The following is a 24,161-nucleotide window of genomic DNA, read 5'->3' as shown; positions in this document are numbered from 1 at the left end:
CCTTTTTGCTGAGGATAAAAGGAGCAATAAAAAAACCCCTGCAAATCCTCTCAGAATTTACAGGAGTCATCAGCTTACGCGGTCAAGGTGAACTCCATCACCTGCCTATAATATAACACGGAACCCGGCGGCTGTCAAACCCTCTTTGGTTTTCTTGCGGTTTGGCAAGAAAATCGCAAGGTTTTAACCATAGGATTTTATAGCCGCTGTGCGTATACTGTTAAAGTGCTTACGGGCACAGCTTAAGAAATTAACGGAAGGAGATGAAACACCTTGGACAGTTGCAGTAACAGCGGACCCGACAAAACGATCAGAAAAGCAGGCCTGCAGGCAGGCGGCGTGCCCGCCGTATCCCCAGGCGGCAGACTGCCCTCTGGGTGTTGATACCTCTGCCTTTTTTCCATAATCTGTTTTCCATCGTTTATGTTTTCCACTCACTGTTGCATACCCAAACCCCAGGAAGCTTTCGGAAATGAGGGGATATGCGCTGAAGCGGCATAAGGCGGTGGTTTTTTTATGCCCTTTTTCAGCCTTTCCCAGAAACACAGAAGGAGTGTGGCACCAATGAACCTATACTGCATTATTTTCGGGCTGATCTTTCTGGCGGCCGGAGCTGCCTTTTTCGCCGGTCTGACCCCTGGCTGGCTCAACGTCTGGCAGAGAATGTCCGAACGCGAAAAAAGCAAAATACGCATTGACCGGCTCAGCCGGAACATCGGATGTGTGGTGGGCGCTGCCAGCGCTGTATTTCTGGCCGCTGGCTTTAACCCGGCGTTCCACCACGCTGCGTTCATGTGGTGCATGATTGCCTGGTTTATCCTGACCGGCCTTGATATTGTTTTTATCAACCACTCAGGCTGGTACAAATCGGAGTAAGCAAGCCCTGCATTCACGCACCGCACCATTATTATCAGGAGGTATGGACCCATGAACAGGATTCAAAAAAACAACGGAGCTGTAAAAAAGAGAATTGACAGCGCTGCCCGCAGAGAACAGGCCAGCGCAGTCATCCATTTTGCGGCGGCCAGCAAAATCCCTGCGGTTTTAAAAAAATTCAATACCACGCTGGGGGGCCTGACGGAAAAGGATGTAACCGCCAGCCGCAGCGCCTATGGTAACAACAAAGTCACCCATGAAAAGAAGAAAACACTGCCGAGAAGGCTGGCGGAAGCCTTCATTAATCCCTTTACTGCCATTTTATTCTGCCTTGCCTTTGTGTCCGCGATCACCGACATTATTCTGCCGCTTATCCAGAATTCACCGGATGACTTCAGCCTGCAGACTGTCGTCATTATTCTGACCATGGTTCTGATCTCAGGAACCCTGCGCTTTTTTCAGGAATCCCGCTCCGGCAGCGCGGCCGAAAAGCTGCTGGGCATGATCACAACCACCTGCACCGTTGACCGCGAGGGCGGCGCCACCCAGGAGATCCCTCTGGACGAGGCCGTCGTCGGGGACATCATCCACCTCTCCGCCGGCGACATGATCCCCGCGGACGCGCGGATTATCCACGCCAAGGATCTGTTCGTCAGCCAGGCGGCCCTGACCGGCGAAAGCGAACCCACCGAAAAAACCCCACTTGCCTGCGACGGCACAGCTGGCACCGTCACCGATTATACGAACATTGTCTTTATGGGCAGCAATGTCATCAGTGGCAGCGCCACCGCGGTCATCATCTCTGTGGGCGACGACACGCTCTTTGGCTCCATGGCTTCCTCTGTGGCGGGGGAAGCTGTGGAAACAAGCTTTACCAAGGGCGTCAACGCCATCTCCTGGGTGCTTATCCGCTTTATGTTTGTCATGGTACCCGTAGTCTTTGTCATCAACGGGCTGACCAAGGGCGACTGGCTGGAGGCTTTCCTCTTCGGCATTTCCATCGCTGTCGGGCTGACCCCGGAAATGCTGCCCATGATCGTCACCACCTGCCTGGCCAAGGGCGCGGTGTCCATGTCCAAGAAAAAAACCATTGTCAAAAACCTGAACGCCATCCAGAACTTCGGGGCCATGGATATTCTCTGCACCGACAAGACCGGCACCCTGACCCAGGAACGCGTGGTGCTGGAGTATTCTCTGGACGTGATGGGCAATAAGGACAACCGGGTGCTCCGCCACGCCTACCTCAACAGCTATTTCCAGACAGGGTATAAAAACCTGATGGATCACGCCATTATCCGCAAGACCGAGGAGGAGGAAGCCTCTGACCCAAGGCTGACGGACCTGTCCGAAACCTACACCAAGGTGGATGAAATCCCTTTTGATTTCACCCGCCGCCGCCTTTCCACTGTGGTCAGCGACAAAAACGGCAAGACCCAGATGGTCACCAAGGGGGCGGTGGAGGAAATGCTCTCGATCTGCGCCTTTGCGGAGTACAGGGGCAGGGTCGAGCCGCTGACCGACGAAATCCGGGAAAATATCCTGAAGACCGTCGACGCCTACAACAACGACGGCATGCGGGTCATCGCTGTCGCCCAGAAGACAAACCCGTCGCCGGTGGGCACCTTTGGCGTGAAGGACGAGTGCGGCATGGTGCTCATGGGCTACCTTGCCTTTCTGGACCCGCCGAAAGAATCTGCCTTCGCGGCCATTAAGGCGCTGCGGGAATACGGTGTGACCACCAAGATTCTGACCGGGGACAACGAAAAGGTTACCCAGTTTATCTGCCGCCAGGTGGGCCTTAAGATCAACAACCTGCTCCTGGGCTCCGACATTGACAAAATGGATGATTTCACCCTGGCAAAGATGGCGGAGCGCACCGATGTGTTCGCCAAGCTCTCACCCGACCAGAAGGCCCGCATTGTCACAGTGCTGCGCGAAAAGGGCCATACGGTCGGCTTTATGGGTGACGGCATCAATGACGCGGCGGCCATGAAATCGGCCGACGTCGGTATCTCTGTGGACAGCGCGGTGGACATTGCCAAGGAATCCGCGGACATTATCCTCCTTGAAAAGGACCTGATGATCCTGGAGCAGGGCATTATCGAGGGGCGCAAAACCTACGCCAACATGAACAAGTACATTAAGATGACGGCCTCCTCAAACTTTGGAAATATGTTCTCAGTGCTGGCCGCCTCTGCCCTGCTGCCCTTTTTACCCATGCAGAGCGCGCAGCTGATCTTTTTAAACCTGATCTATGACCTGACCTGCACCGCCATCCCCTGGGACAACGTGGACGAGGACTTTCTGAAGCGGCCCCGCAACTGGGACGCCTCATCGGTGGGCAGCTTTATGCTCTGGCTCGGACCCACAAGCTCCATCTTCGACTGGACCACCTATGCCGTCATGTACTTTGTGTTCTGCCCCATGTTCATATCTGGCGGCGTCCTGTACAATGACCTGGCGGCCCACTTCTCCGGCGCCGAGCTGGCCCAGATGCAGATAAGCTATACGGCGCTGTTCCAGGCCGGCTGGTTTGTGGAATCCATGTGGAGCCAGACCATGGTCATCCATATGATCCGCACCGACAAGCTGCCCTTTATCCAGAGCCGGGCCTCCGCGGGCCTTACCCTGCTCACCTTTATCGGGTGCGGGGTGGTTACAGCCCTGCCCTTTACCGCTTTTGGCGTGAGCCTGGGCTTCATGCCGCTGCCGTCCCTCTATTTTGCCTACCTGGCCCCATGCATTATCCTGTACATGTGCCTTGCCACCAGTGTGAAAAAAGCTTATGTACGGCATTTCGGGGACCTTCTCTAAAACGAAAGGAGTATGATGATGAACTTTAATATGCTTTGGTTAAGCCTTTTTAACACTACGGAGCTGCTGGGCGTCAACCTCGGCTTTTGGGCCGCCATGCTGGTCTGCCTGCTGGCTGTGGTTGTAATGAACGCAGTGCTCTGGGGCCTTAAGCCTCAAAAACAGGCGGTGCAGTCTGCCGCGCAGGCCCGCGCCCACAGCCGGCCGCAATAAGCCTGCGGCTTTCTGAAATAACAAACCGAAGGGGGTGTCACGATGAACATCTATGATTTTGTATTCCGCCTTGGCGTCGCGCTGCTGCTCGGCTTTATCATTGGACTGGAGCGCCAGTTCACCGGGCACCCTGCCGGCATCCGGACCAATATTCTTATCTGCCTGGGAACCTGCCTGTTTTTACAGCTTCCCATGGTGATCGAGCTTTACTCCGACATCGGCCGTATCGAGAGCTACATTATCTCGGGGGTCGGTTTTTTATGCAGCGGCGTCATCTTCAAGGAGGGCGGAAACGTCAAGGGGCTCAACACTGCCGCCACACTCTGGTGCACTGCGGCGGTGGGCTGCTTCTCGGCAACCGGCAGGATCCTTTTCGCCCTGGTGGCAGCGCTGATCCTCATAGCGGCCAATATCCTCTCCCGCCCGGTGGCCAGGCGGATCTACCCACTGGTCAATTTCTCTGAGACGGACAACCGCTACACTGTATCCGTTGTGTGCGACGAGCGGTATGAGGGCCGCCTGCGCAGCTACCTCATCAACGCGGTGCGGAACCGGAAAATGTACCTGGTGAGCCTGGACAGCAACGACCTGCCCGGCGGCCGCATCGAGATCATCGCAGAATACACCTGCTTTTACCGGAACCCCATCCCTGTCATTGAGCAGATCACCACGAGCTGCCTGAAAAATGAGGACAAGGTTTCCGCCAAGTGGGAGCAGGTTCAGTAGCCGGGCTTATGTCCGGCTTTTTTAATCGCAAGAAATCGCAAGATTTTTTACATGTAAGGTGTGCTACAATAGGAACCAGCAAAATGAAATTTTCAGGAAGAAGGTGTTCCCTTGAAAAAAACATCGTCCTTAAATGAACGGATCAAAAAATACGCCCACTCCGATGCCGCCGCCCTGTACCGGGACCTGGGCACCACCAAAAACGGGCTGCGGCTAGACCAGGTCGGCGCCATGAAGGAAAAATACGGAGCCAACACCGGGGTTACCGGAAAGGCCGAGGCCATGAGCGCCCGACTCCGCCGGGCTTTTGTCAACCCCTTTACGGTGATCCTGTTTGTGCTGGGCCTGGTCGCCCTGGCCACTGACCTCTGGTACAGCGGCAGCTCCCCCAGAAACACCGGCACAGTGGTCATCATCGCTGTGATGATCCTCATCAGCGGCACCGTGCGCCTGACCCAGGAGCTGCGTTCAAAGCGCGCCTATGACCGGCTCGACCGGCTGGTCCACACCCATGCGGCTGTAAAGCGGGACGGTGTGCGCCTCGCCCTCCCCGCCGAGGAGCTGGTGGTGGGCGACCATGTCTTCCTGGCTGCCGGCGACCGCGTCCCGGCGGATATACGCCTCACCCATACCGAGGACCTCTTTGTCTCCCAGTCGGCCGTCACCGGCGAGAGCGGCATCCTGGAAAAGGACAGCCGGGTTTACAGCTGTCAGGAGGAGATGGCCTTCTCCCAATATCAAAACCTTGTCTTTATGGGCACCACCGTCATCAGCGGAAAGGGCGAGGGCACAGTGCTGGCTGTGGGGCGGGAGACCCTGTACGGCAGCTTTAAAGGGCCGGACGCGCTGTCCCCGGCCAGCTTTGAAAAGGGCGCCGCCTCCATCGCCTGGGTATTGTTCCGGTTTATGGCTGTGCTGGTGCCCATTGTCTTTGTGGCCGCGGGCGTCACCAAGGGCAGCTGGGTGGAGGCTTTTCTCTTCGCCCTCTCAGTGGCTGTGGGGCTCACGCCGGAAATGCTGCCCATGGTCATCACCTCCTGCCTGGCAAAGGGCAGCGTCGCCATGTCAAAAAAGCAGACCATTATCCGGGACATCAACGCCATGCAGGGCTTTGGCAGCATGGATATCCTGTGTATGGATAAAACCGGTACCCTGACCAATGCGGGCATCCTCCTGGAATATTACATGGATATCCTGGGTAATGAAAGCGAGGCGGTGCTCCGCTTCGCCTACCTCAACAGCCTGTACCACTCCGGCGTCAGGAACCCCATCGACGCCGCGATTCTGGAATGCCGGACCATGCCGGGAAAGGGGGACGCCTGCGCCGCCCTGGCCAGGCAGTACCAAAAGGTGGATGAGATTCCCTTTGACTATAACCGGAAGTACGCCAGCATCCTCCTGGCCGGCAGCGGCGGGCATACCCTGGTCATGAAGGGCGATGTGGAGGCGGTTTTTTCCCGCTGTGCCTTTGTGGAGTACCAGGGCGCTGTCCGCCCCATTACCCGGGACGGCCGAGCCAGCCTGGACGCGGTGGTGGCCGAGATGCTGGAGGACGGCATGAAGGTGGTGGCTGTAGCCCGGAAAGACCTGAACAGCCAGAGCCATGTCACCACAGACGACGAGCGGGACATGATCCTGATGGGCTATCTGGCGTTCTTTGACGCGCCCAAGCGCACCGCGGCCCAGTCCATTGCCGGGCTGAGAGCACTGCAGGTCCAGACCAAAATCCTGACCGGCGACCACCGGCAGATCGCCCGCTCGGTCTGCCAGCGGATTGGCGTCGACGCAGACAGCCTGCTCACCGGCACAGAGCTGGACGCCCTGTCCGATCTGGAGCTGCGCCGCGCCGCGGAAAAAACCGCTGTCTTTGCCGAGCTGAGCCCGAGCCAGAAGGTGCGGATCGTGGAGGCTCTGCAGGAAAACGGCCACACCGTGGGCTTTCTGGGCGACGGCATGAACGATATTCCGGCAATCTGCCAGGCCGATGTTGGCATCTCGGTGGATACCGCCGTGGACGCGGCAAAGGACATGGCGGACGTCATCCTGCTGCAAAAGGATCTGAACGTCCTGGAGGCTGGCATTCTGGCGGGACGAAAGACCTTTACCAACATGACCAAATACATCAAAATCACCGCCAGCTCAAATTTTGGCAACATACTCTCCATTGTCTTTGCCAGCGCCTTCCTGCCCTTTCTGCCGATGGCGGCCATCCAGCTTCTGCTGCTGAACCTGCTCTACGACACCCTGTGCATTGTGCTCCCCTGGGACCACGTGGACAGCGGGGCCTGCGCCTCTCCCAGGGACTGGTCGGGAAAAACCCTGGGGCGGTTCATGGGTTTTTTCGGGCCCATCAGCTCACTGTTCGACGGGATCACCTTTCTGTTTCTGTACTTTGTGCTGTGCCCCTCCCTTACCGGCGGCCTGCTCTATACCCAGCTCACCGACCCGGCCCTGCAGCTCCAGTACATGGCGGTATTCCAGACTGGGTGGTTTTTAGAATCCATGTGGACTCAGGTGCTCATCCTGCATATGCTGCGCACCGAAAAAATCCCGTTTCTGCAGAGCCGGCCCTCGGCGCCGGTCATGCTCATCACCGTTGCCGGTATCCTGCTGTTCACCGGGCTTTCCTTTACCCCGCTGTTCAGCGTGCTGGGGCTGACCATCCTCCCGCCGCGCTACTTTGGCTTTCTGCTGGCTGTCGTGGCGGCCTACATGCTGCTGACCACTGTGCTGAAACGGCTCTACACCGCGAAATACGGCGAACTGATCTAGAAAGGAGGAACCCAGATGAAAAAAAACGCAAGCTTTATCATGATGGATTCCGCCCTTGCCCAGTCTTTGTACCAGGCCCTGGAGACCCTGCCGGTCCAGTCTGCCTACGCCGAGGAGCTGCGCCAGGGCCTGCGTGACCTCCTCGACGGTGACGCGGCGACCCTTGTGCTGGGCCTGGCCGGCCAAAGCGAGAGCCTGGCCGGCCTCATGGACGACGGCATCTACGCCGGCGCCCTTGAGATCCACCCCAAAAGCCGGCGGGTACTCTACGACGGAAAAGAGATCGGCCTGACCCCCAAGGAGTTTGACATCCTGCACTTTCTGGCTAAAAACAAAGGCGAGGTCTTTACCAAGGAGCAGATCTACCAGGCGGTGTGGGCCGAGGACTACCTCATGGCCGACAGCAACATCATGGCCTTTATCCGCAAGCTCCGGAAAAAGATTGAGCCCAACCCCGACGCGCCAGAGTTTATCCTGACCATCTGGGGCATTGGCTATAAGTTTACAGACCCGCGCTCCTGAAAGCCGGACGCGCAAAAAAACAGCGCGCGGACAGGTTCTTCCACACGCTGTTTTTTGCGCTTATTTTTCTTTCATCAGCTCTTTTTCCAGATCGGCCGCATACCGGGCCTGCTGCTTTTTCAGGTAGGGGCCAATAAAAGCGCGCATGAAAAACTTTTTGGGCGCGGCCTCCTCGGTAAAGGTTAAGACTGCCTGGCCGTCCTCCTCGCTGAAAAAGCCCTCCCACCGGCCCTTCATATTGCCGTTTTCCATATCAAAGGCATAACGCTTACAGGGCTCCAGGGCTGTGATCGTAAAAAAGGTGAGGTAGCCCTTTGCGGTGTACTCCACAAACCGCCTCTCGTCCAGAACCTCGATCCGGCTCAGATCGCTGCGCCAGCCACTGTTTTCATTGTCGGTCACGACCCGCCACAGGGCGGAGACGCTGCAGGGTAAACTTATTTTCAGCCTTGCTTTTGCCATCTCTGTCTCCTTTCCTAACGCCTATTTGGCCAGCAGCTTTTTCAGCTGGCCCTCGTTTAACAGGTGGACGGTCTCAAACCGGCCATCCTTAAAAACGGCCCAGTTGTTAAACACGCAGGGCAGTGCCTTTGCGGCCTCCAGGCTGTCCACAGCCACCAGCTCCAGAGGGACGCTGTTCGCCTCGCAGTAGCTCTTTACCTGCTCGATGCAGTTCGGGATAAAGGGGCACTGCATGCCATAATAAATGGTCAGCTCCTTGCCCGGGATGGCCTGTTTTTTGACATTTTGGGCAAAGCGGGGCAGGCTCCCATCAAAGGACAGGGCCAGAAGCTCATAGCCATCGTCCGTGGTGTCAACAGTCTCAAAGCCATATTTCATAAAAAACTTCTTATCTGCCATAAAGGGCTTTTTCTTTCTGGCGCTCAGCACGCACACGCCGGATTTCCCACGCGCTTTTGCGTCCTCAATGCAGTAGCCCAGCAGCGCGGCGGCGTGGCCCTTTCCCTTAAAAGACCCGGCCACCCACAGGCAGTAAATATACAGGTAGTTGTCCCCCAGCACCGGCGTCCAGGCAGTCTCGAGGGGCGCGTACTCGATAAAGACCTTCCCCCGGTCGTCCAGCTTCCTGAAAACATGCCCCTCGGCCAGCCGCTCCCGCAGCCATTTCTTTTTCGCTGCCACACCGCACTGGTGCTTTTTGTCGGCTATGGCACAGCACACATGCTGGCTGTCCAGGTTTTCGGCTGTCAGATTAATATACGCTTCACTCATTGATTTCCTCCCTCTGTTGCCTTTTGGCTCTTTGTACCATTATACCAAAAAAACCTGACAATGTCTGTCAGGTTTTTGGCATACCGGCATAGTTTACTCCATAAGCCGCAGGGCAAACCCGAGAGCACGGCACAATTATGCGCAATGCTCTCAGAAAGAGCCCTTAAAGTTCTTGCTTCAGCTCTTCGATTTCCGTTTCGCTCAAGCCAGTGGCATTGGCGATAAGGTTGACCGGCAGGTTTTGTTTCAGCAGATTTACAGCCACTTCCCGGGCCTTTTTTTTCTCGCCTTTTTGCATGCCTTTTTGTATGCCTTTTTGCATACCAATTCTCTCCCGGTCGTATAGTTTCATTTCCAAATTCATGACTTCTCGCCTCCATCCCTTGTCTTTATTCGCTATTTCTACCGCGGTTTCCATTTTTTTTACCAGCTCGGTGGGTTCCTTTACGGGCTTGTTGTCAAAATAGTCCAGTACAATCTTCAGGTTTGGACGGTTTCGGCCCTTTCTGCCTTTGGTGTTCAGGAACAGCTTCCAGGTGCCGTCCTCAAGCTTCAGGTCTTTGACTTCGTCACACTGGTTCTCGAAGGTGTAGACATACTCTTCAAATCCGAAGGGGTCGAAGGTGCAGATAAAGATGATGTAGCTGTCCCTGAGCTCATCGTATTTCTCTCCCTTCTTTAACAGGTCCATATCGACATGGCCCTGATAGTACCGCGCCCGGCGGCCAAGATCACCCTGAGGTACGGTCTGCATCTCAATGTCGTAGACTTTGTCATTGTCCTCCACATACACGTCCAGGCGCACGCCGTGAGCGTCCACATTGCCCTCCAGTGTTTTCTGGGGCTCCAGATAGTGCAGATCCCGGATACGGATGTCGGGCAACACCTCCTGCAAAAATCCCTTGCATATCTCCGGATCCTGCATAACCCTTGTGAACATAAAATCATTGGTGATCGGCAGCGCGCTGTATTCCTCTTCCATGCGGTTCCCCCCTCTTTTTCTTTAGTATAACAGGATTTTCTTAATTCTGCAACGGAGACTTAGCCTTTGAGTCTTCGCACTCTGCAGTGACTGCACCATTGGTTCCATTCTGGCGGCACGACAGGGCATTGTGCCCTGCCTTTAAGCGAAAGATTCTTTTACTTTCCACAGAGGCCCGCGGTCTGCCGGGGCTGCCGTCTCGGCCTGCTATGCCTGATATTCCACAATACTGAGAGCAGCTCACCCACATGTCAAAAAAACCTGACAATGTCTGTCAGGTTTTTGAAGATCGTTACTGGACGGTTCAGACGCGAAGCGATCAAGCGTCGTCCTCACCGATAAAGACGCGCAGGGCGTTAAGCACTTCAAACTCACGCTCGCCAAAGCCATAGCCCACCCGGTGGATACGCATGGCGGGAAAACCATCTGCGGGGCTGGCCAGCTCTGCCAGAATGGCCGCGCCGGTCGGTGTTACGGCCTCGCCCCCGGCACATCGGGCGTAAACCTTAAAGTCTGTTCCCGCCAGAATCTCGGCGGTGGCCGGCGCCGGCACTGGCAGGACGCCGTGGGCGCATTCCACAAAGCCCTGGCCTGTGTTCACCGCAGAGGCCAGGATTTTATCCGCTGCCACCGCGTGGGCGCAGATGGCCGCGCCCACAATGTCCACAATGGAATCCACTGCCCCCACCTCATGGAAATGGACCTTTTCGGGCGGTACGCCGTGTACCTTTCCCTCGGCCTTTGCCACCCGGCCAAACATGGACAGGGCTGTGGCCTTGACCGGCGCGTCCAGGCTGCTGCTTTCAATCATCTCCTGAATCTCTGCAAAATGGCGATGGCAGTGCTCCTCCCGGTCGGCGGCTACCTGGCAGCTGGTGCCGGTGATCCCCCGCTTTTTTGTCTTTTCAATCTCAAGGTGAAAGCCGGGCAGACCAAGCTTTTCAAGCTCCTGCCGCAGGATCTCCGGACTCACACCGCAGTCCAGAAAGGCCCCGAGGGTCATATCGCCGCTGATGCCCGCAAAGCAGTCAAAATACACGATTTTCATGAATGCCTCCTAAAGCTGGTTGATTTTCGAGGCCATACAGGCCGCCCCAAAGCCGTTGTCGATGTTGACCACGCCGATGCCGCTGGCGCAGGAGGTCAGCATGCCCAGCAGGGCGGAGATGCCGCCAAAGTTGGCCCCATAGCCGATGCTGGTGGGCACAGCGATCACTGGCTTGTCCGTGAGACCGCCGACCACTGAGGCCAGTGCGCCCTCCATGCCCGCCACCACAATGATGACCCGGGCCCGGTTGATGACCTCCACGTTGTCTAAAAGCCGGTGGATTCCGGCCACGCCCACATCGTACAGCCGCCGCACCGCGTTGCCCATGACCATGGCGGTCACAGCCGCCTCCTCAGCCACCGGGATGTCCGAGGTGCCTGCGGTCACCACTGCGATATAGTCCTCTGATACCGGGTATTCCTGGCGTTTGACCACCACCGACCGGGCGTCCTTGTAATAGACGGCGTCTTCGGTCAGCTCCCGGATGGCCGCATAGACCTGCTCATCGGCCCGGGAGGCCAGGATATTGCCTTTTGTGCGCTCCAGCATATCTGCCACAATGCCCTGGATCTGCTCAAGGCTTTTCCCGGGGCTGTAGATAACCTCGGGAAAGCCGTTTCTCAGCTCTCTGTGATAATCCACCTTGGCGTATTCCAGATCTTTGTAGGGCATTTCCTGCATCTGCTCCAGGGCGTCCCCGACGTCCATGGCGCCGGAGCGCACCGCGGTTAAAATGCGTTCCATCTCTTTTTTTATCATTTTATTTTACCCTTTCTCCTTTAAAGCGCCCCGCCGCAGACAGACAACGCCCGCGAATCCCAAAATCCTCGGATTCGCGGGCGGTCACACTGCTGAAGAGGGGATGCTGTTTACAGGCTATGCCTGGTATTCCACAATACTGAGGGCCAGCGCCGCAACCTTCTGGGCTGCGAACTTGCCGCCCGGGATGGCCCGGGTCAGGTGCGCGGCTTTTTCCACAATATCCGCCGCCTCTGCAGGGTCATGCTTCTTCATGGCAGCCGCCACAGCCGCGGGCACGGTCACGTTCAGAATACTGCAGGCGCACAGGGCCAGCTCATCCATGACCGCTGCGCCAAGAGGCACGGCCCAGGCCACATCCTGACATTCCCCTTTCACAACCCTGGGGATAATATCATGGACAAAGCCGTCCATTTCGGCCACGTTGTCGCCCACAGTCACGGTGATGTCGACCGAGGGGTCAAAGGACCAGTATTTCTGGGCCAGCTTGGAGGTTCTGCGGGCAGCAGGCTCAATCCGGCGCACCTTGATGCTCACCGGTTCGCCCACCATGCCGGAGAGCAGAACACCCGCGTTCTTTTCGACCTCGGCGATGCGGTCATCATCAAATTTGGAGACGATGGTCTCCAGGCTCACGCCGGCTTCAAGCTGTTCGCAGGCGTACTCGGCCCGACGGTGGATGGCCCAGGCCCTTGCCGGTTCGGTGGCGTCGATGAGCATATTGGTCACCGGTCCGCGCCACAGCTCGTTGGCCTTGCGGCAGATGGTGTTAATGCTGAGCTGGGCCACCTCCGGGTCAAAGGAGCAGGCACTGCGCTCGGCCACGATTTCCTGGCCTGTTTTGGCCGCGTCGCCGTTGTTCTTGATCAGAGCTTTCATGCCAATGACCGCGTAGGCGCCCACATGCCCCAGAGGGGCGTTGACCGGGCCGCCGGAAAAGCCCGCGATGCCCTCCTGGAAGCAGGAAAAGATTTCATCAAAGGCCATCATGCCAATGACCGACGGGGCGCCAATGTCCTTGAGGATCAGGCCCACATCGCCCACCAGTTTGGCAGTATCCACTGCCTCGCCCGTTACCTTGAAATGTACCTCTTCGGGCAGTCCTGCGGTAGCCACCGCGGATTTCCCCACCAGATAGGCCGAACTGGTGCGCCCGTAAACGCCCTCGCCCTCTGGCACCTCGGCGTCGGGGTGGATGATTTCAAGAATCGCCGCTGCGCCCAGCACTGCAGCGGTGAAGGGATGGGGTACCATCACCGCCCCTGCCATGGCGTCCAGCATGGCCTGGGTGCCGATGCGCGCGCCGTTGACCGCCAGCTCAGGCCAGACATAATCCTCGCCCAGGGTGCTGTGGCCGTAGAGCGGGCCGCCGCCAACGTTCATGGGCACATTGCGCCCGTCCAGCGTGGAGAGGGTTCCCTCCAGCATGGCCTTGTTGATAGCCAGCACCGCCGGGAACGCGGAGATTTTATTGTTCATCTTGGCGGTCGGGATCGCCGCAACGCCGCTGCGGTCCACACCGGCCAGCATACGGGCCGTGGCCCCCAGCTTCCGGTTGCCTGCCGGAATGCCTACCTGGGCGGCAGAGCCTGCCAGGTACATGATGCAGGCTGTGATCAAGGCCGCGTTGGCCCCGTCGGCGCCGGATTTCTTGGCGGTCTTGACGGCCTTTTCCATGATGTCGTCAATGGGCAGCCGCCTGGCGTCCGCGAACTCAATGGAGAGCTTTTCCCCTTTTAACAGCTCGTCTGTAATCACATTGGCAACGGTATGGATGGCCATGTTAACCATGCCGTGACCGCCGGCCAGGGCCTCGATCCTGTCGTTGGTCAGATTTGAAATATTGGATACCGAAGCCATCTCAACCGCAGAGATCACTCTGCATTTTGCGTTATCATTCATGATAATACCTCCTGAAAATTCCTTTAAATTTGAAATACACTTTTTTCACTGTCCAGCAATGCTGAAACCGCCATATGATAAGCCGCTTCGTAGGTCACGGGCTTATGCCACTTTTCATAAACCGCCTCCCGCAGCGCCACAACACTGTCGTGCTCGGGCCGCAGACTGCCGCTTTCAAATTTCTTGCCCTCCACGGTAAAGGGGAGCGTCTCTCCCTGAAAACAGAGTTCCACAAGGCGCTTCAGCTTCTCATTGTACTGATAGCGGTGCACGGTGTCGATGCGGTGCCAGCCGCCGCTGGTCAGCTCCCCGGCAATGGCCTGCTCCACCCTGTCCGCCGAATCCGGCGCACAGTCGATAAAAAACAGATAGGACGGCCGGTTTTTCTTGGTGATGGCCGGCACCACCTGCACGTTCGCGGCCCCGGCGGTGTAGAGACGGTCGATGGCCTGCCCGACGCACTCGCCGCTCAGATGGTCGGCCTGTACCATAAAAACAAGCCCGTCTTTAGAATGAAAGTCCATAGCTCCCTCCTTTTCATGATGTAATCAGTCTCTTAATTCATTTTAGCACCATTTGCCTCCAAAACAAGTTGTTCACAAATTTATGAGCCACTCATAAATTAATGAGTAATGGGGAAATCTTAAATTCTTCTTTTTGCTGACTGGATTTGTGTTAGAATAACCTTAACAAACAGGAGGAGACGCTTATGAAATACCAGCACAAACTCGAAAAGGAAAGAATGTGCCCCATTGAGCACGGACTGGATGCCTTTGGCGGCAAGTGGAAAGCCCGCATTATCTGCGTTCTGTCAACAGACGATACCATGCGTTATAAACAGCTGAAAAAAGAGCTGAACAACATTACCGATACGGTCCTGGCCTCCATGCTGAAGGACCTGATCGCCGACGGCCTCATTGCCCGCACCCAGTATAATGAGATTCCCCCAAGGGTTGAATACGCCCTGACCGATAAGGGCAGGTCAGTCCTGCCCATTCTCCAGAGTATCTGCGCCTGGGCCAAGGCCCATACCACCAGGGATCTCGAGGCAGAGCTGCCCTCCTGCAAAAGCTGCAGCCAGCTGCCCTGATGCCGCCCCTGGGGTATCGGCCTTCCAATGTAAACATTTTCTTAGCTCCATTGTAGCACGTATTTCATTGAATGCAAGTCTTTTGCCCTCAGCGCATCATCACTAAATCTTTCGTTAAGCTTTTGTCTATAAACACAAAAAGACCGGCGCAAAATTGCGCCGGTCCTGTGCTTTTCGTGCTATCGCTTTCTTCTTTTGTCTTTTTCCTTCATAAAACGCCGGGCGTTTTTCATACCGCCTACGCTCTCAAACATCCGCTCAAGCTTCTTGGCCTCAATCTGCCTCGAATTCAGCCCTTCATAGCCTGCTTCCTTTTTCAGCTTCTGGTAGCTCGCGAACCGGTCTGCGCCCAGCGCGCCGTCTTCCACTGCCCGGAGTACCGCGCAGCCCGGCTCAGTGGTATGGGTGCAGTCCCGGAACCGGCAGTCCTCTGCCAGGGCCTCGATGTCGGCAAAAGCTCTGTCCAGGTCTGCGCTCTCCACGCCCAGCTCACGCATCCCCGGTGTGTCGATGACCATGGCGCCGTCTGGCAGTTTAATCAGCTCCCGCCGGGTGGTGGTGTGCCTGCCCTTGTCATCGTTTCTCAGGCCGCCTGTCGCAAACATTTCCTCGCCGGCCAGGCCGTTGATGAGCGTGGATTTGCCCACGCCGGATGAGCCGATAAAGGCTACAGTCTGCCCGGGCCGCATGTAGGGCATGGCGGCCTCAAAGCCTCCGCCGCCCTGGGTCGTGGTCATGATGACGTCTGCTCCGATGGCCACTGACTGCGCCTCTGCCAGGCGCTCTGCCGGATGGCCGTACAGGTCGGATTTGGTCAGAACCACCACAGGCACTGCGCCGCTGTCCCAGCCAATGGCCAGATAGCGCTCCAGCCGCCTTAAGTTAAAATCCTTGTTCATGGCCATACAGATAAAGACCGTGTCGATATTGCTGGCGACCACCTGCCCGGCCTGGGCTGTGCCCGCCGCTTTGCGGATAAAGGCGCTTTTTCTCGGGAGCACATGGTGGATGATGGCATGGCCGCTCGCGTCGCTCTCCCGGTCCAGCATGACAAAATCGCCCACTGCGGGAAAATCCGCTGGCCCCTCCGCTTCATGCCGGAGCTTGCCGGAGACCTCGGCCATCAGCGCGGCGCTTTCGGTCATAACCCTGTAAGAGTCCTTGTACTGTGATACCACCCGTCCGGCGTAAAGCCCGCTGTATTCGCCTGCTGCCTTTATTATCCGGTCGTTCATTCCCATCTGCTTCAATATTATTTTATTCAATGTTTTTTCCTCCTTAAAGTTGTATGATACAAACCTATGGGAGGTTTTCTGCCGCGTTACTCTGCGCAGACCTCCCGGCCTGCTGCAAGATCCGTTTTACGGTTTTTATACATAAATCATTTTCTCCTTTTCACTTATTTGTTCCGGTTCATTTTAACATATTCCGGGACAAAGGCAAAGCCCCCGGCCCATCCCTTAAGCTTTGTCTCAAAGGCCAAATTCCGCCGCGTACCGCAGCACGCCGCTCACCGGGGCCGCGTCTTCACGCAGGCGCAGAGCCATGAAATTTTCGGACGGCACCTCAAAGGGCGCCCGGATACCCAGCTGCTCCGCAGGAATGTAGCCCGCCCGGGGATAATAGTCCTCACTCCCCAGCACAGTGATATAGTCATAGCCCAGGGCCTCTGCGGCCTGGCGGCCTTCCTCCATGAGCGCGCTGCCAATGCCCTGCCTCTGGTTTTCCGGCAGTACAGACAGCGGCGCCAGAACAAGCACATCCCGGCCGCCCACAGAGCCTTTGGTCAACAGGATATGCCCGACGATCCGTCCGTCCTTTTGGGCGACCAGAGAGAGCTCCGGCACAAAGGCCGCGCCCTTTCTCAGGGCAGCCACCAGGTCCTGCTCATTGCCGTCGCTGTGCTCTGCGCGCTCAAAGGCGGCCTTCACAACCGCGTAAACTTCATCATAATCCTTTTCTGTCTCCTGTCGGATAACCATCTTTCTACCTCCGTTGTTTTATCAAAAGTCCGCGCTGCCATCATGGGTTAAAAAGAATCATGTGCAGCACGGCGGTCTCATCCCCTGTATTCCTGTAAGAATGGGCGGTATCGGCCTTAAACCGGATGCTTTCACCCTTTTCCACTGCAAGCCGCTGGCCGTCTGTACAAATTTCAATACTGCCCGCGAACAGGGTAATAAACTCAGTGGTTCCTCTGAGGTGCGGCTCAGACGCCCAGCAGCTGCCCTTATCCAGCTCCAGATAATAGACGGCAAAGCGGCGGTTCTCATCGTCGGGGAAAAGCGCGTAATTCTTCACCCTTCCGTCATCCTCAAGCAGGGGCTGGAGCTCAGCTGTTTTCACAATCTCATAGGGTTTTTTCGGGCGGACCGTCAGCGCGTCAAAGGGGACGCCCATACCGTTTGAGATCTTCCACAGGGTGGATATGGTGGGGTTGCCCTCTCCCCGTTCGATCTGTGCGAGCATGCTCTTGCTTACACCGCTCAGTCTCGCGAGCTCCTCCATGCTCAGCTTATGCTCCTCGCGCAGCCTTTTTATATTTTTAGCAATGATCTGATTCATGGTATCCAAAAAAACACACCTTTCCATTGACAATATATCGTACAAGTTATATCATTATATCACACATACTGTGCGATATAATATTTACTTTGTATTATTATATAATCTAAAAGCACTTTTGTAAAGGAAAGAGGGGATTAATTTGTTCCATTTATACGATTTTCTGATTTACTGCTTCATCACTGCCTACACGCCGGGGGCCAACAACCTGTTGTCCATGAGCAACGCCGCGCGCCTGGGTTTCCGGCGCAGCATCCGCTTTAACCTGGGAATCCTGGCCGGGTTCATGGTCATTATGGCGCTCTGTACGGTTTTCAGCGCAGCGCTCTACACCCTCCTGCCCAGGGTAAAGCTCGTCATGCAGGTCCTCGGCGGCGCCTATATGCTGTACCTTGCCTGGAAGGTCTGGAAAAGCGCGGCGGATTTAAAGGCCGAAGGCGGCAGAGAGGCCCGTTTTATGTCGGGCATGCTCCTGCAGTTCGCCAATCCCAAAATTTATATCTATGCCATTACTGCCATGTCTTTGTATATTCTGCCGGTTTACCAGTCCCCCTGGGCCCTGGCCGGGTTCACGGCGCTCCTGGCCCTCATCGGCGCGTCCGGGTCTTTTGTCTGGGCCCTGTTCGGCGCGGCTTTCTGCCATTTTTTTGCAAGGCATACCAAAACCGTAAACCTGATCATGGCCCTTTTACTGGTTTACTGCGCAGTGTCGCTTTTCCTGTAAAATCAGTCTCCAAGAGCCTTTGGGCAGCGGTAGCGCGGCTGTCCCTGGCTGTGCTTCCCGTACTCGATGGCCTCCCTGGGGCAGCGGCAGATGCAGGCCATACAGTGGGTGCACTGCTTCCCCCAGCGTGGCCTTCCATTCTCCAGGCGGATATTGGAAAGGGGGCAGACCGCCTCACATTTTCCGCAGGAAATACAGGCGTCGGTGACCCGGAACTTGCCGGCACGCACCACTACCGGGTAAAAGACGTCGTTGATCAGACCGCTCTGGACCTTATCCTTAAAAGCGACCGTCTGCCCGGGCAGGGCCTGTCCCGCCCCGATGCGCCGGGCAATACCGCTGATGGCCGGCTCGGCCCGGCCGATGATTTCTAGGGCCTCCTCCCTGCCAGGCGCGTCGTAAAGGGCAATGTAGTTTTCCGGCATCTTAACCCCTGCGCACCCGCGAAAGCGCAGCCCTCTGGCTTCGCTCAGCCTTCTCAGATAAGCGCCGGCGTTGCCGATGCTGCCGCCGCAGGTCAGCACAAAATAAATATCCTGGGCGCCCTCGAGGGCTGTTTTCATGAGCCAGTCACTCACCAGCCGGGGAATCCGCCACGCGTAGGTGGGCGCGACCACCACCCAGGGCCGCTCCGAGGACAGGGCGCTGTGGTCCTGATTCCATATTTTATCAAAAAGGTTCAGGGTCTCGTCCTGGATTTCCTGTCCGATCCTTTTGGCTGTGTAGGCACTGTTTCCGGTGCCTGAAAAATATAAAATCATTTTAAGCTGCTCCTTTCAAAGGCCTGGATGCCCGTTTCCACCGATGTGCACCACGCCGTCGTAAATCTTGTTTACCAGCTCTGCCAGGGCTTTCCACTGGGTTTCATCCGCGCTGATATAATAGTAGTTCCGGGTTCCCTCCCGCCGCATGTTCACAATGCCCGCCTCTTTCAAAATCTGGAGATGGTGGGAAACCGAGGGCCTTGTCAGGTGGGTTTTTTCAGCAATCTCACCGACCCGGATACCGGACAGGTCGCTCTGCAGCAGCACCAGCAGGATGAGCTGTCTGGTCTCATCGCCGATGGCGGTAAAGGCATTCCGGCAGGCCTCAAAGCCCTGCGTAATCTCAGCGATCCGCTCTTCACATGTTTTTTCCATAAGTCTCGCTCCTATAAATACCGGACATCCAGGGCCTCACGCTGGGCTGACCGCTGGTACCTCACCGCCGGATAGCCCAGTACCAGTGTGGTGACAGCCTTTTTGCCTCTGGGGACGCCAAGGGCTTTTCTGATCCTGCCCGACGCGCCCGCGGCTGTGGTAAAAAAGCCGCTGAACAGCACGCCCAGCCCGTTGGCCTCTGCCACAAACTCCATGTTCTGAGCCGCCAGCGCACCGTTTATCGGGACCTTTGCCGCAATGACGATCACGATGGGCGCGTGAAAAAAGAAAAAGTGATCGCCGATCTGGCTGCGCCGCGCCAGAGGGCTGAAAAGCCCGGCCAGCGGCTTAAGCCTGCGGAACAGCCTGACCGCCATCTGCTCGATTTTTGCCTTTTCTTTGTCCAGCACAATAAAGGAAACGTCCTGCATATTCTTCGCGGTATGGGTCATTCTCCCTGCTTCCAGCACCTGCGCGAGCACCGACTCCGGGATTTCCCGGTCCTGAAACTGCCGGATGGTACGGCGGCAGCGGATCACCTCCAGCACCGACTCCGGGTCCAGGCGGCCGCCCTTGTCCGGGACTGGCTTCTCCCCATAACCGCTGATGGTGACCGCCGCCTTCGGGCAGACTGCCGCGCAGTGCCCGCAGAGGATACAATCCTGGGCCCTTACGCGGGCCTTTCCGTCCTCCAGCGCGATGTTGTGGGCCACACAGTCCCCCTCGCACAGGCCGCAGCCGATACATTTTTCCCTGTCAATTTTGATGTGATGTTGATTGATGACTTCCACCTTCTTTCGTTAACATTCTTTAACCATTATAGCAGATCGGATCAATTGTGCCACATTGGTAAAGAAAGTCGTTACCATTAAAAAAGATCGGCGCAAAATTGCGCCGATCTTTTTTTCCGTCCATGCCGCTGCGCCTGCCCTAAAAACGCTCCTTAAGCGTGGCGATCCAGGCCTCGATGGCCTCGGCCAGTATAAACTGCTGCTGCAGCACAGCCTTGCCGGTTTCGGGAATCTCCGGCAGGTTTTCCTTCAGCGCGATATTTTCTTCCAGATAGCCCTTCAGAGTTTTTACATTTGCCTCGATGTTGTCCAGGCACTGTTTTTGATTTGCGGGCGTAAGGCTGTCCAGATTGACGATGACCGCGTTAAAATCCAGAAAGATATTGATGGGCTTACAGGCGATTTCCATCATCAGCTTCTCAAATTCTTTTTCACCCGCGCCGGTTAAGGAATAGACGGCTTTCTCCGCCATTTTTCCCTCCTTCACAACATTGCTTTTAATATACCCCTTTTCCTCAAGCTTGATAACCTTTTTATAGATGGAGGGTGTACTGATTTTCACCCATCTGGATATGTTCCGGTATTCCACCTGCTTTTGGATATCGTAAGCGCTCAGGGCTTCCTTTCTGAGCATGCCGAGTACAATCAGATCAATGGTTGCCATAATAACCTCCTTTTTCTTCTTGACAGATACTATAATTTATAGTATCATGGGTTCCTCAATCATTTTACTGTAATTTATAGTACTATATTTTAAATTTTATGTCAAGTAAAAGGAGATTTAAACATGAAAGAACACAACTCTAAAATGGCGCTGCTCGGGAGCGCCCCCATTCCAAGGGCCCTTCTGGCCCTGGGCCTCCCAACCATGATCGGCATGCTCATCAACGCGCTGTATAACCTGGCAGACACCTATTTTGTCGGCGGCCTTGGGACCGATGCGATGGGCGCGGTTACCGTGGCCTTTCCCCTCGGCCAGATAGTCGTGGGCCTTGGCCTTCTTTTTGGAAACGGCGCCGCCGCTTACCTCTCAAGGCTGCTGGGCCGGGGCGATGGCGAGACCGCTGACAAGGTGGCCAGCACAGCCCTTTACAGCAGTATTCTGACCGGAGCCCTCGTCATTCTCGGCTCGGTCCTTTTTCTGGAGCCCATTTTAAAACAGCTCGGCGCCCTCGAGAGCGTTATGCCCTACGCCCTTTCCTATACCCGTATTTACATCCTGTTTTCAATCTTCAATGTATTTAACGTCACCATGAACAACATCGTGTCCAGCGAGGGAGCGGCCAAAACCGCCATGTGCGCGCTCATGGCCGGCGCTGTCCTGAACGTGGCGCTGGACCCTGTTTTCATCTATACCCTCGGCCTCGGCGTTGCCGGTGCGGCCATCGCCACAGCCCTTTCCCAGATGGTCTCCACTCTGGTCTATCTGGGCTATATCCTCAGGAAAAAAAGCGTGTTCAGCTTCAGCCCCCGGGAATGCTGCTTTTCCCGGGAGATCCTGTCCGAGATTCTGAAAATCGGGATTCCCACACTGGTTTTCCAGCTGCTGACCAGCCTTTCAATCGGTATGATCAACGACGCCGCCAAGGATTACGGCGCTTCCGCCCTGGCTGCCATGGGGCCGCTCACCAAGATCATGTCCATGGGCACGCTGGTGGTGTTTGGGTTTTTGAAGGGCTTCCAGCCCATTGCCGGATTCAGCTACGGAGCCGGAAAATGGGGGCGGCTTCACGAGGCCATCAAAACCGCCCTTCTCTGGTCTACCCTGTTTTGCGTGGCCTTCGGCCTGACAGTGGCTGTCTTCTCCCCACAGCTAATGTCCCTGTTTACCAGGGAGGACATGGAAATGATCCGGATCGGCGCGGTGGCGCTCCGTGCAAACGGCCTGTCCTTCACGCTCTTTGGCTTTTATACGGTTTATTCATTTCTGTTTCTGGTCATGGGCAGGGCAAAGGAGGGCTGTATCCTGGGCGCCTGCCGGCAGGGGCTCTGCTTCGTCCCGGTCATTCTGATTCTCCCGGCCTTTTGGGGCCTGAACGGTATCCTGTACGCCCAGCCCATGGCGGATGTGCTCTCCGCCGCCGTAACGGTGTTCATGGCCGTACAGCTTCACAGGGAGCTGGCTTTGGTGCGGGAATAGGTTTGTTTGAAGATAAAAGCATAAAAGACCGGCACAAAATGGTGCCGGTCTCAGACTTCAGACAGAGTTGAAGGTTTGAGGTAAAATCAAATCGCCTCCTGCCTACTGTTCCTGCACGATCCGGACATCATAGCGGATGATGCCCTGATAGCTGCCGGCTACGGCGTTCGCAAAGGCGTGCTGGGCAAAGGAGACGCTGATTGGAACCGGGGTATCCAGACAGAGCGGGGTTTCGTTTTTCTTTCCCCCGCCCGGATGGCCGATAAAGGGCGAGGCCTCCACCCGGTTGCCGAGGCTCACGGCACTGTCAAGTCGGATGGCACCGGGCAGGACAAGGCGCAGGCTGCGGCTGCCGTAAAGGTGCACCTCGGTCAGGCGCACCTCGCCCACAGCGTATTCTCGGCCACCCACACCGGGTGTGATGGTGAGGGCTCTGGGGATTACGACCACAAATCCCTCTTCGATGTTCATATCAACCTCAACTGGTCCCTCGGCCCCGTAGGTGCCGGGGCCGGGTGTGATTTCCTGATCAGCCGCGAGGGCCGGCTGTGCGCTCAGCAGGCACAGGGCCAGCAGGAACAGTGTTAATCTCTTTTTCATAATGTTTTCTCCCACGCGGCACATACCGCGCTTTAAGCTTAGCTGATGGCGCCTTTATTGACGACCTCTGCGTGAAAATACAGATATCCGGTTAAAGTCATGGAGCTATTTACCGGCAGGTTTTCCGGGTTCGCCAGAACCACCTTTCCCGCAGCTATTGATTCTTCTTCGTTGAAGGGATGTAAAAAGCTGGCGAACTCCCCGTGTGGCTTTACCTCTGTAAAGCTGCCGGCGGATTCTTCTTTGTACAGGCTATAGGCAAGTTGGTACATATTTCCACCGCCTCCGTCACCTTCAAGCAAAAATTCATCATTGTTTTTGCCGCCGCTTCCGGTAACCGTCACGGCTATACGGTACAGGCCGGATTCAAAAGTCTTGCAGTTTTTAATGCTTATCTCAAAGGGGATCGTCCTTCCATCTTCATCGTACTGGTAGATCATCCCATTATTGCCGGCCTTAATGTAGGGCGGTATGACCAGTGTATAACTTGGCGACGCGTTAAGGGTAACGCTGACCTCTGCATGCCCATCGGCGCTGCCGTCGGCTTTGGAGGGATACTCGGCCGGTGTGGGAATCGGCGTGGGGGTCACAATTGGGTCGCTCCCGTCACCGGCAAAAACCGGCTGGGCGGACAGCAGCAGGCACAGGGCCAGCAGCAGGGACAAAATACGGTATTTTTTCTTTTTCATAGAATTGCCTCCTTACGGGGTTGTCTTAACCGGAGGAACCAATGCCGCTGAAAATACCAGGTTTCCCTGATATTGTCCGGCATTGGCGCTGTCTGCCGGTGAGTTCAGTGTAACGGTGCCTGTCTGGGGCGTATTATTTGCCTTAAAGGTGGCAAACTCACTGTTGGCTGGGATCTCTGCGGCCCCGTTTTTAACCGTGTAGGCGATTGTGGGGCCGCCGCTCCCCTTTTCCAGCGTGTAAGCGCCGCCCGAGCCGCTGCCGCTTGTCTTCACATCCACCACGTAGCCCAGCTTCAGGGCCTCCTCCGCCATGCCAAAAACAGAGACTTCAAAATCCTTTGTATAATGCTGCTGCTTTACCCAGAAGGTGTCTCCAAAGGCTAAGGTTTTCGGGATGACCAGCGTATAAGCCGGAAGCATAAAGGTAACCTTGATCTCGCTTCCCCCGCTGGCTTCTCCTCTAGCGTCTGACGGAATGGTTGTCGTGGGAAGGGGCTCTCCCTGGGCTAAAGCTGGCTGGGCCAGCAGCAGCAGACCGAGTGCCAGAACAAGTGCGGTTATTTTCTTTTTCATGAT

General features: G+C 56.2%; 26 protein-coding genes and 1 riboswitch. Of the genes, 9 read left to right on the top strand and 17 right to left on the bottom strand.

The features are described from left to right. Nucleotides 1-53: 53 nt before the first annotated feature. Nucleotides 54-111, bottom strand: a riboswitch (Fluoride riboswitch). A gap of 453 nt (nt 112-564) precedes the next feature. The 6 genes from B2M23_RS11080 to B2M23_RS11055 all read left to right on the top strand — a co-directional run bounded on the left by B2M23_RS11080 (nt 565) and on the right by B2M23_RS11055 (nt 7,923). Beyond that, on the top strand, nt 565-876 hold the full coding sequence (locus tag B2M23_RS11080; RefSeq protein WP_038353613.1) for a DUF3784 domain-containing protein: 312 nt from the start codon (nt 565-567) through the stop codon (nt 874-876). 51 nt (nt 877-927) lie between these two features. Further along, entirely contained in the window at nt 928-3,690 is a 2,763-nt protein-coding gene (mgtA, locus tag B2M23_RS11075) for a magnesium-translocating P-type ATPase (protein ID WP_038353612.1), read from the top strand. 18 nt (nt 3,691-3,708) lie between these two features. After that, entirely contained in the window at nt 3,709-3,903 is a 195-nt protein-coding gene (locus B2M23_RS11070) for a conjugal transfer protein (RefSeq protein ID WP_110060342.1), read from the top strand. A 42-nt stretch (nt 3,904-3,945) separates the two neighbouring features. Further along, nucleotides 3,946-4,629, top strand: a complete 684-nt coding sequence (locus B2M23_RS11065) for an MgtC/SapB family protein (protein WP_038353611.1) — start codon at nt 3,946-3,948, stop codon at nt 4,627-4,629. Between the two features lie 111 nt (nt 4,630-4,740). Continuing rightward, nucleotides 4,741-7,401 (top strand): magnesium-translocating P-type ATPase, encoded by a 2,661-nt coding sequence (gene mgtA / locus B2M23_RS11060; RefSeq protein ID WP_038353610.1) that lies wholly within the window; start codon nt 4,741-4,743, stop codon nt 7,399-7,401. Nucleotides 7,402-7,416: 15 nt separating this feature from the next. After that, nucleotides 7,417-7,923: a winged helix-turn-helix domain-containing protein gene (locus B2M23_RS11055; RefSeq protein WP_013379769.1), complete on the top strand. Its 507-nt coding sequence runs from the start codon at nt 7,417-7,419 to the stop codon at nt 7,921-7,923. A 60-nt stretch (nt 7,924-7,983) separates the two neighbouring features. On the opposite strand, the gene B2M23_RS11050 is transcribed toward B2M23_RS11055, so the two are convergent. The 7 genes from B2M23_RS11050 to larC2 all read right to left on the bottom strand — a co-directional run bounded on the left by B2M23_RS11050 (nt 7,984) and on the right by larC2 (nt 14,371). Further along, nucleotides 7,984-8,385 carry an SRPBCC family protein gene (locus B2M23_RS11050; protein WP_038353609.1) on the bottom strand — a complete coding sequence of 134 codons (402 nt, stop codon included), beginning with the start codon at nt 8,383-8,385 and terminating at the stop codon, nt 7,984-7,986. Between the two features lie 21 nt (nt 8,386-8,406). Beyond that, entirely contained in the window at nt 8,407-9,156 is a 750-nt protein-coding gene (locus tag B2M23_RS11045) for a GNAT family N-acetyltransferase (RefSeq protein ID WP_038353608.1), read from the bottom strand. Nucleotides 9,157-9,319: 163 nt separating this feature from the next. After that, on the bottom strand, nt 9,320-10,138 hold the full coding sequence (locus tag B2M23_RS11040; RefSeq protein WP_038353607.1) for an Rpn family recombination-promoting nuclease/putative transposase: 819 nt from the start codon (nt 10,136-10,138) through the stop codon (nt 9,320-9,322). A gap of 319 nt (nt 10,139-10,457) precedes the next feature. After that, entirely contained in the window at nt 10,458-11,186 is a 729-nt protein-coding gene (larC, locus tag B2M23_RS11035; protein ID WP_038353606.1) for a nickel pincer cofactor biosynthesis protein LarC, read from the bottom strand. A 9-nt stretch (nt 11,187-11,195) separates the two neighbouring features. After that, entirely contained in the window at nt 11,196-11,945 is a 750-nt protein-coding gene (gene larB / locus B2M23_RS11030) for a nickel pincer cofactor biosynthesis protein LarB (protein ID WP_038353605.1), read from the bottom strand. A gap of 117 nt (nt 11,946-12,062) precedes the next feature. Next, nucleotides 12,063-13,847: a hypothetical protein gene (locus B2M23_RS11025; protein ID WP_038353604.1), complete on the bottom strand. Its 1,785-nt coding sequence runs from the start codon at nt 13,845-13,847 to the stop codon at nt 12,063-12,065. Between the two features lie 23 nt (nt 13,848-13,870). Continuing rightward, entirely contained in the window at nt 13,871-14,371 is a 501-nt protein-coding gene (larC2, locus tag B2M23_RS11020) for a nickel pincer cofactor biosynthesis protein LarC2 (RefSeq protein ID WP_038353603.1), read from the bottom strand. Nucleotides 14,372-14,556: 185 nt separating this feature from the next. Here larC2 and B2M23_RS11015 point away from each other — a divergent pair, with 185 nt between their 5' ends. Further along, nucleotides 14,557-14,937, top strand: coding sequence for a winged helix-turn-helix transcriptional regulator (locus B2M23_RS11015; protein ID WP_038353602.1), 381 nt, complete (start codon nt 14,557-14,559; stop codon nt 14,935-14,937). A gap of 179 nt (nt 14,938-15,116) precedes the next feature. Here the strand turns inward: B2M23_RS11015 and rsgA are convergent, their stop codons facing one another. The 3 genes from rsgA to B2M23_RS11000 all read right to left on the bottom strand — a co-directional run bounded on the left by rsgA (nt 15,117) and on the right by B2M23_RS11000 (nt 17,502). Further along, nucleotides 15,117-16,202, bottom strand: coding sequence for a ribosome small subunit-dependent GTPase A (rsgA, locus tag B2M23_RS11010; RefSeq protein ID WP_038353601.1), 1,086 nt, complete (start codon nt 16,200-16,202; stop codon nt 15,117-15,119). A 207-nt stretch (nt 16,203-16,409) separates the two neighbouring features. After that, nucleotides 16,410-16,919 carry a GNAT family N-acetyltransferase gene (locus B2M23_RS11005; RefSeq protein WP_038353600.1) on the bottom strand — a complete coding sequence of 170 codons (510 nt, stop codon included), beginning with the start codon at nt 16,917-16,919 and terminating at the stop codon, nt 16,410-16,412. A 40-nt stretch (nt 16,920-16,959) separates the two neighbouring features. Next, nucleotides 16,960-17,502: a helix-turn-helix domain-containing protein gene (locus B2M23_RS11000; protein WP_341473454.1), complete on the bottom strand. Its 543-nt coding sequence runs from the start codon at nt 17,500-17,502 to the stop codon at nt 16,960-16,962. 142 nt (nt 17,503-17,644) lie between these two features. Between B2M23_RS11000 and B2M23_RS10995 the strand changes: the two genes are divergently transcribed. After that, nucleotides 17,645-18,226 carry a LysE family transporter gene (locus tag B2M23_RS10995; RefSeq protein ID WP_038353598.1) on the top strand — a complete coding sequence of 194 codons (582 nt, stop codon included), beginning with the start codon at nt 17,645-17,647 and terminating at the stop codon, nt 18,224-18,226. A 2-nt stretch (nt 18,227-18,228) separates the two neighbouring features. Here the strand turns inward: B2M23_RS10995 and B2M23_RS10990 are convergent, their stop codons facing one another. From B2M23_RS10990 to B2M23_RS10975, 4 genes are all read right to left on the bottom strand, one after another. Further along, nucleotides 18,229-18,987, bottom strand: a complete 759-nt coding sequence (locus tag B2M23_RS10990) for an EFR1 family ferrodoxin (RefSeq protein ID WP_038353597.1) — start codon at nt 18,985-18,987, stop codon at nt 18,229-18,231. Between the two features lie 15 nt (nt 18,988-19,002). Continuing rightward, nucleotides 19,003-19,365: an ArsR/SmtB family transcription factor gene (locus B2M23_RS10985; protein ID WP_038353596.1), complete on the bottom strand. Its 363-nt coding sequence runs from the start codon at nt 19,363-19,365 to the stop codon at nt 19,003-19,005. A gap of 11 nt (nt 19,366-19,376) precedes the next feature. Then, nucleotides 19,377-20,156, bottom strand: coding sequence for a nitroreductase family protein (locus B2M23_RS10980; protein ID WP_341455921.1), 780 nt, complete (start codon nt 20,154-20,156; stop codon nt 19,377-19,379). 139 nt (nt 20,157-20,295) lie between these two features. Next, entirely contained in the window at nt 20,296-20,820 is a 525-nt protein-coding gene (locus B2M23_RS10975) for a PadR family transcriptional regulator (protein WP_038353595.1), read from the bottom strand. Between the two features lie 123 nt (nt 20,821-20,943). Here B2M23_RS10975 and B2M23_RS10970 point away from each other — a divergent pair, with 123 nt between their 5' ends. Continuing rightward, nucleotides 20,944-22,296: an MATE family efflux transporter gene (locus B2M23_RS10970; protein WP_038353594.1), complete on the top strand. Its 1,353-nt coding sequence runs from the start codon at nt 20,944-20,946 to the stop codon at nt 22,294-22,296. Between the two features lie 102 nt (nt 22,297-22,398). On the opposite strand, the gene B2M23_RS10965 is transcribed toward B2M23_RS10970, so the two are convergent. Genes B2M23_RS10965 through B2M23_RS10955 form a run of 3 tightly spaced genes read right to left on the bottom strand, consistent with a single transcriptional unit; the run spans nt 22,399 to nt 24,158 of the window. Next, nucleotides 22,399-22,896, bottom strand: a complete 498-nt coding sequence (locus B2M23_RS10965) for a hypothetical protein (protein WP_038353593.1) — start codon at nt 22,894-22,896, stop codon at nt 22,399-22,401. Between the two features lie 38 nt (nt 22,897-22,934). Further along, nucleotides 22,935-23,585: a hypothetical protein gene (locus tag B2M23_RS10960; RefSeq protein WP_038353592.1), complete on the bottom strand. Its 651-nt coding sequence runs from the start codon at nt 23,583-23,585 to the stop codon at nt 22,935-22,937. A 12-nt stretch (nt 23,586-23,597) separates the two neighbouring features. Then, on the bottom strand, nt 23,598-24,158 hold the full coding sequence (locus B2M23_RS10955; RefSeq protein WP_038353591.1) for a hypothetical protein: 561 nt from the start codon (nt 24,156-24,158) through the stop codon (nt 23,598-23,600). Between the last annotated feature and the right edge of the window lie 3 nt (nt 24,159-24,161).

Source organism: Eubacterium limosum (assembly GCF_000807675.2).
Taxonomy (GTDB): Bacteria; Bacillota; Clostridia; order Eubacteriales; family Eubacteriaceae; genus Eubacterium; species Eubacterium limosum.
This window is presented reverse-complemented; position numbering and strand designations above follow the sequence as displayed.

Coding starts and splice junctions, on each gene's coding strand:
- B2M23_RS11080 (WP_038353613.1), top strand. CDS start 565: ATGAACCTATACTGCATTATTTTCGGGCTGATCTTTCTGGCGGCCGGA.
- mgtA (WP_038353612.1), top strand. CDS start 928: ATGAACAGGATTCAAAAAAACAACGGAGCTGTAAAAAAGAGAATTGAC.
- B2M23_RS11070 (WP_110060342.1), top strand. CDS start 3,709: ATGAACTTTAATATGCTTTGGTTAAGCCTTTTTAACACTACGGAGCTG.
- B2M23_RS11065 (WP_038353611.1), top strand. CDS start 3,946: ATGAACATCTATGATTTTGTATTCCGCCTTGGCGTCGCGCTGCTGCTC.
- B2M23_RS11055 (WP_013379769.1), top strand. CDS start 7,417: ATGAAAAAAAACGCAAGCTTTATCATGATGGATTCCGCCCTTGCCCAG.
- B2M23_RS11050 (WP_038353609.1), bottom strand. CDS start 8,385: ATGGCAAAAGCAAGGCTGAAAATAAGTTTACCCTGCAGCGTCTCCGCC.
- B2M23_RS11045 (WP_038353608.1), bottom strand. CDS start 9,156: ATGAGTGAAGCGTATATTAATCTGACAGCCGAAAACCTGGACAGCCAG.
- B2M23_RS11040 (WP_038353607.1), bottom strand. CDS start 10,138: ATGGAAGAGGAATACAGCGCGCTGCCGATCACCAATGATTTTATGTTC.
- larC (WP_038353606.1), bottom strand. CDS start 11,186: ATGAAAATCGTGTATTTTGACTGCTTTGCGGGCATCAGCGGCGATATG.
- larB (WP_038353605.1), bottom strand. CDS start 11,945: ATGATAAAAAAAGAGATGGAACGCATTTTAACCGCGGTGCGCTCCGGC.
- B2M23_RS11025 (WP_038353604.1), bottom strand. CDS start 13,847: ATGAATGATAACGCAAAATGCAGAGTGATCTCTGCGGTTGAGATGGCT.
- larC2 (WP_038353603.1), bottom strand. CDS start 14,371: ATGGACTTTCATTCTAAAGACGGGCTTGTTTTTATGGTACAGGCCGAC.
- B2M23_RS11015 (WP_038353602.1), top strand. CDS start 14,557: ATGAAATACCAGCACAAACTCGAAAAGGAAAGAATGTGCCCCATTGAG.
- B2M23_RS11005 (WP_038353600.1), bottom strand. CDS start 16,919: ATGGTTATCCGACAGGAGACAGAAAAGGATTATGATGAAGTTTACGCG.
- B2M23_RS11000 (WP_341473454.1), bottom strand. CDS start 17,502: ATGAATCAGATCATTGCTAAAAATATAAAAAGGCTGCGCGAGGAGCAT.
- B2M23_RS10990 (WP_038353597.1), bottom strand. CDS start 18,987: ATGATTTTATATTTTTCAGGCACCGGAAACAGTGCCTACACAGCCAAA.
- B2M23_RS10985 (WP_038353596.1), bottom strand. CDS start 19,365: ATGGAAAAAACATGTGAAGAGCGGATCGCTGAGATTACGCAGGGCTTT.
- B2M23_RS10975 (WP_038353595.1), bottom strand. CDS start 20,820: ATGGCAACCATTGATCTGATTGTACTCGGCATGCTCAGAAAGGAAGCC.
- B2M23_RS10970 (WP_038353594.1), top strand. CDS start 20,944: ATGAAAGAACACAACTCTAAAATGGCGCTGCTCGGGAGCGCCCCCATT.
- B2M23_RS10965 (WP_038353593.1), bottom strand. CDS start 22,896: ATGAAAAAGAGATTAACACTGTTCCTGCTGGCCCTGTGCCTGCTGAGC.
- B2M23_RS10960 (WP_038353592.1), bottom strand. CDS start 23,585: ATGAAAAAGAAAAAATACCGTATTTTGTCCCTGCTGCTGGCCCTGTGC.
- B2M23_RS10955 (WP_038353591.1), bottom strand. CDS start 24,158: ATGAAAAAGAAAATAACCGCACTTGTTCTGGCACTCGGTCTGCTGCTG.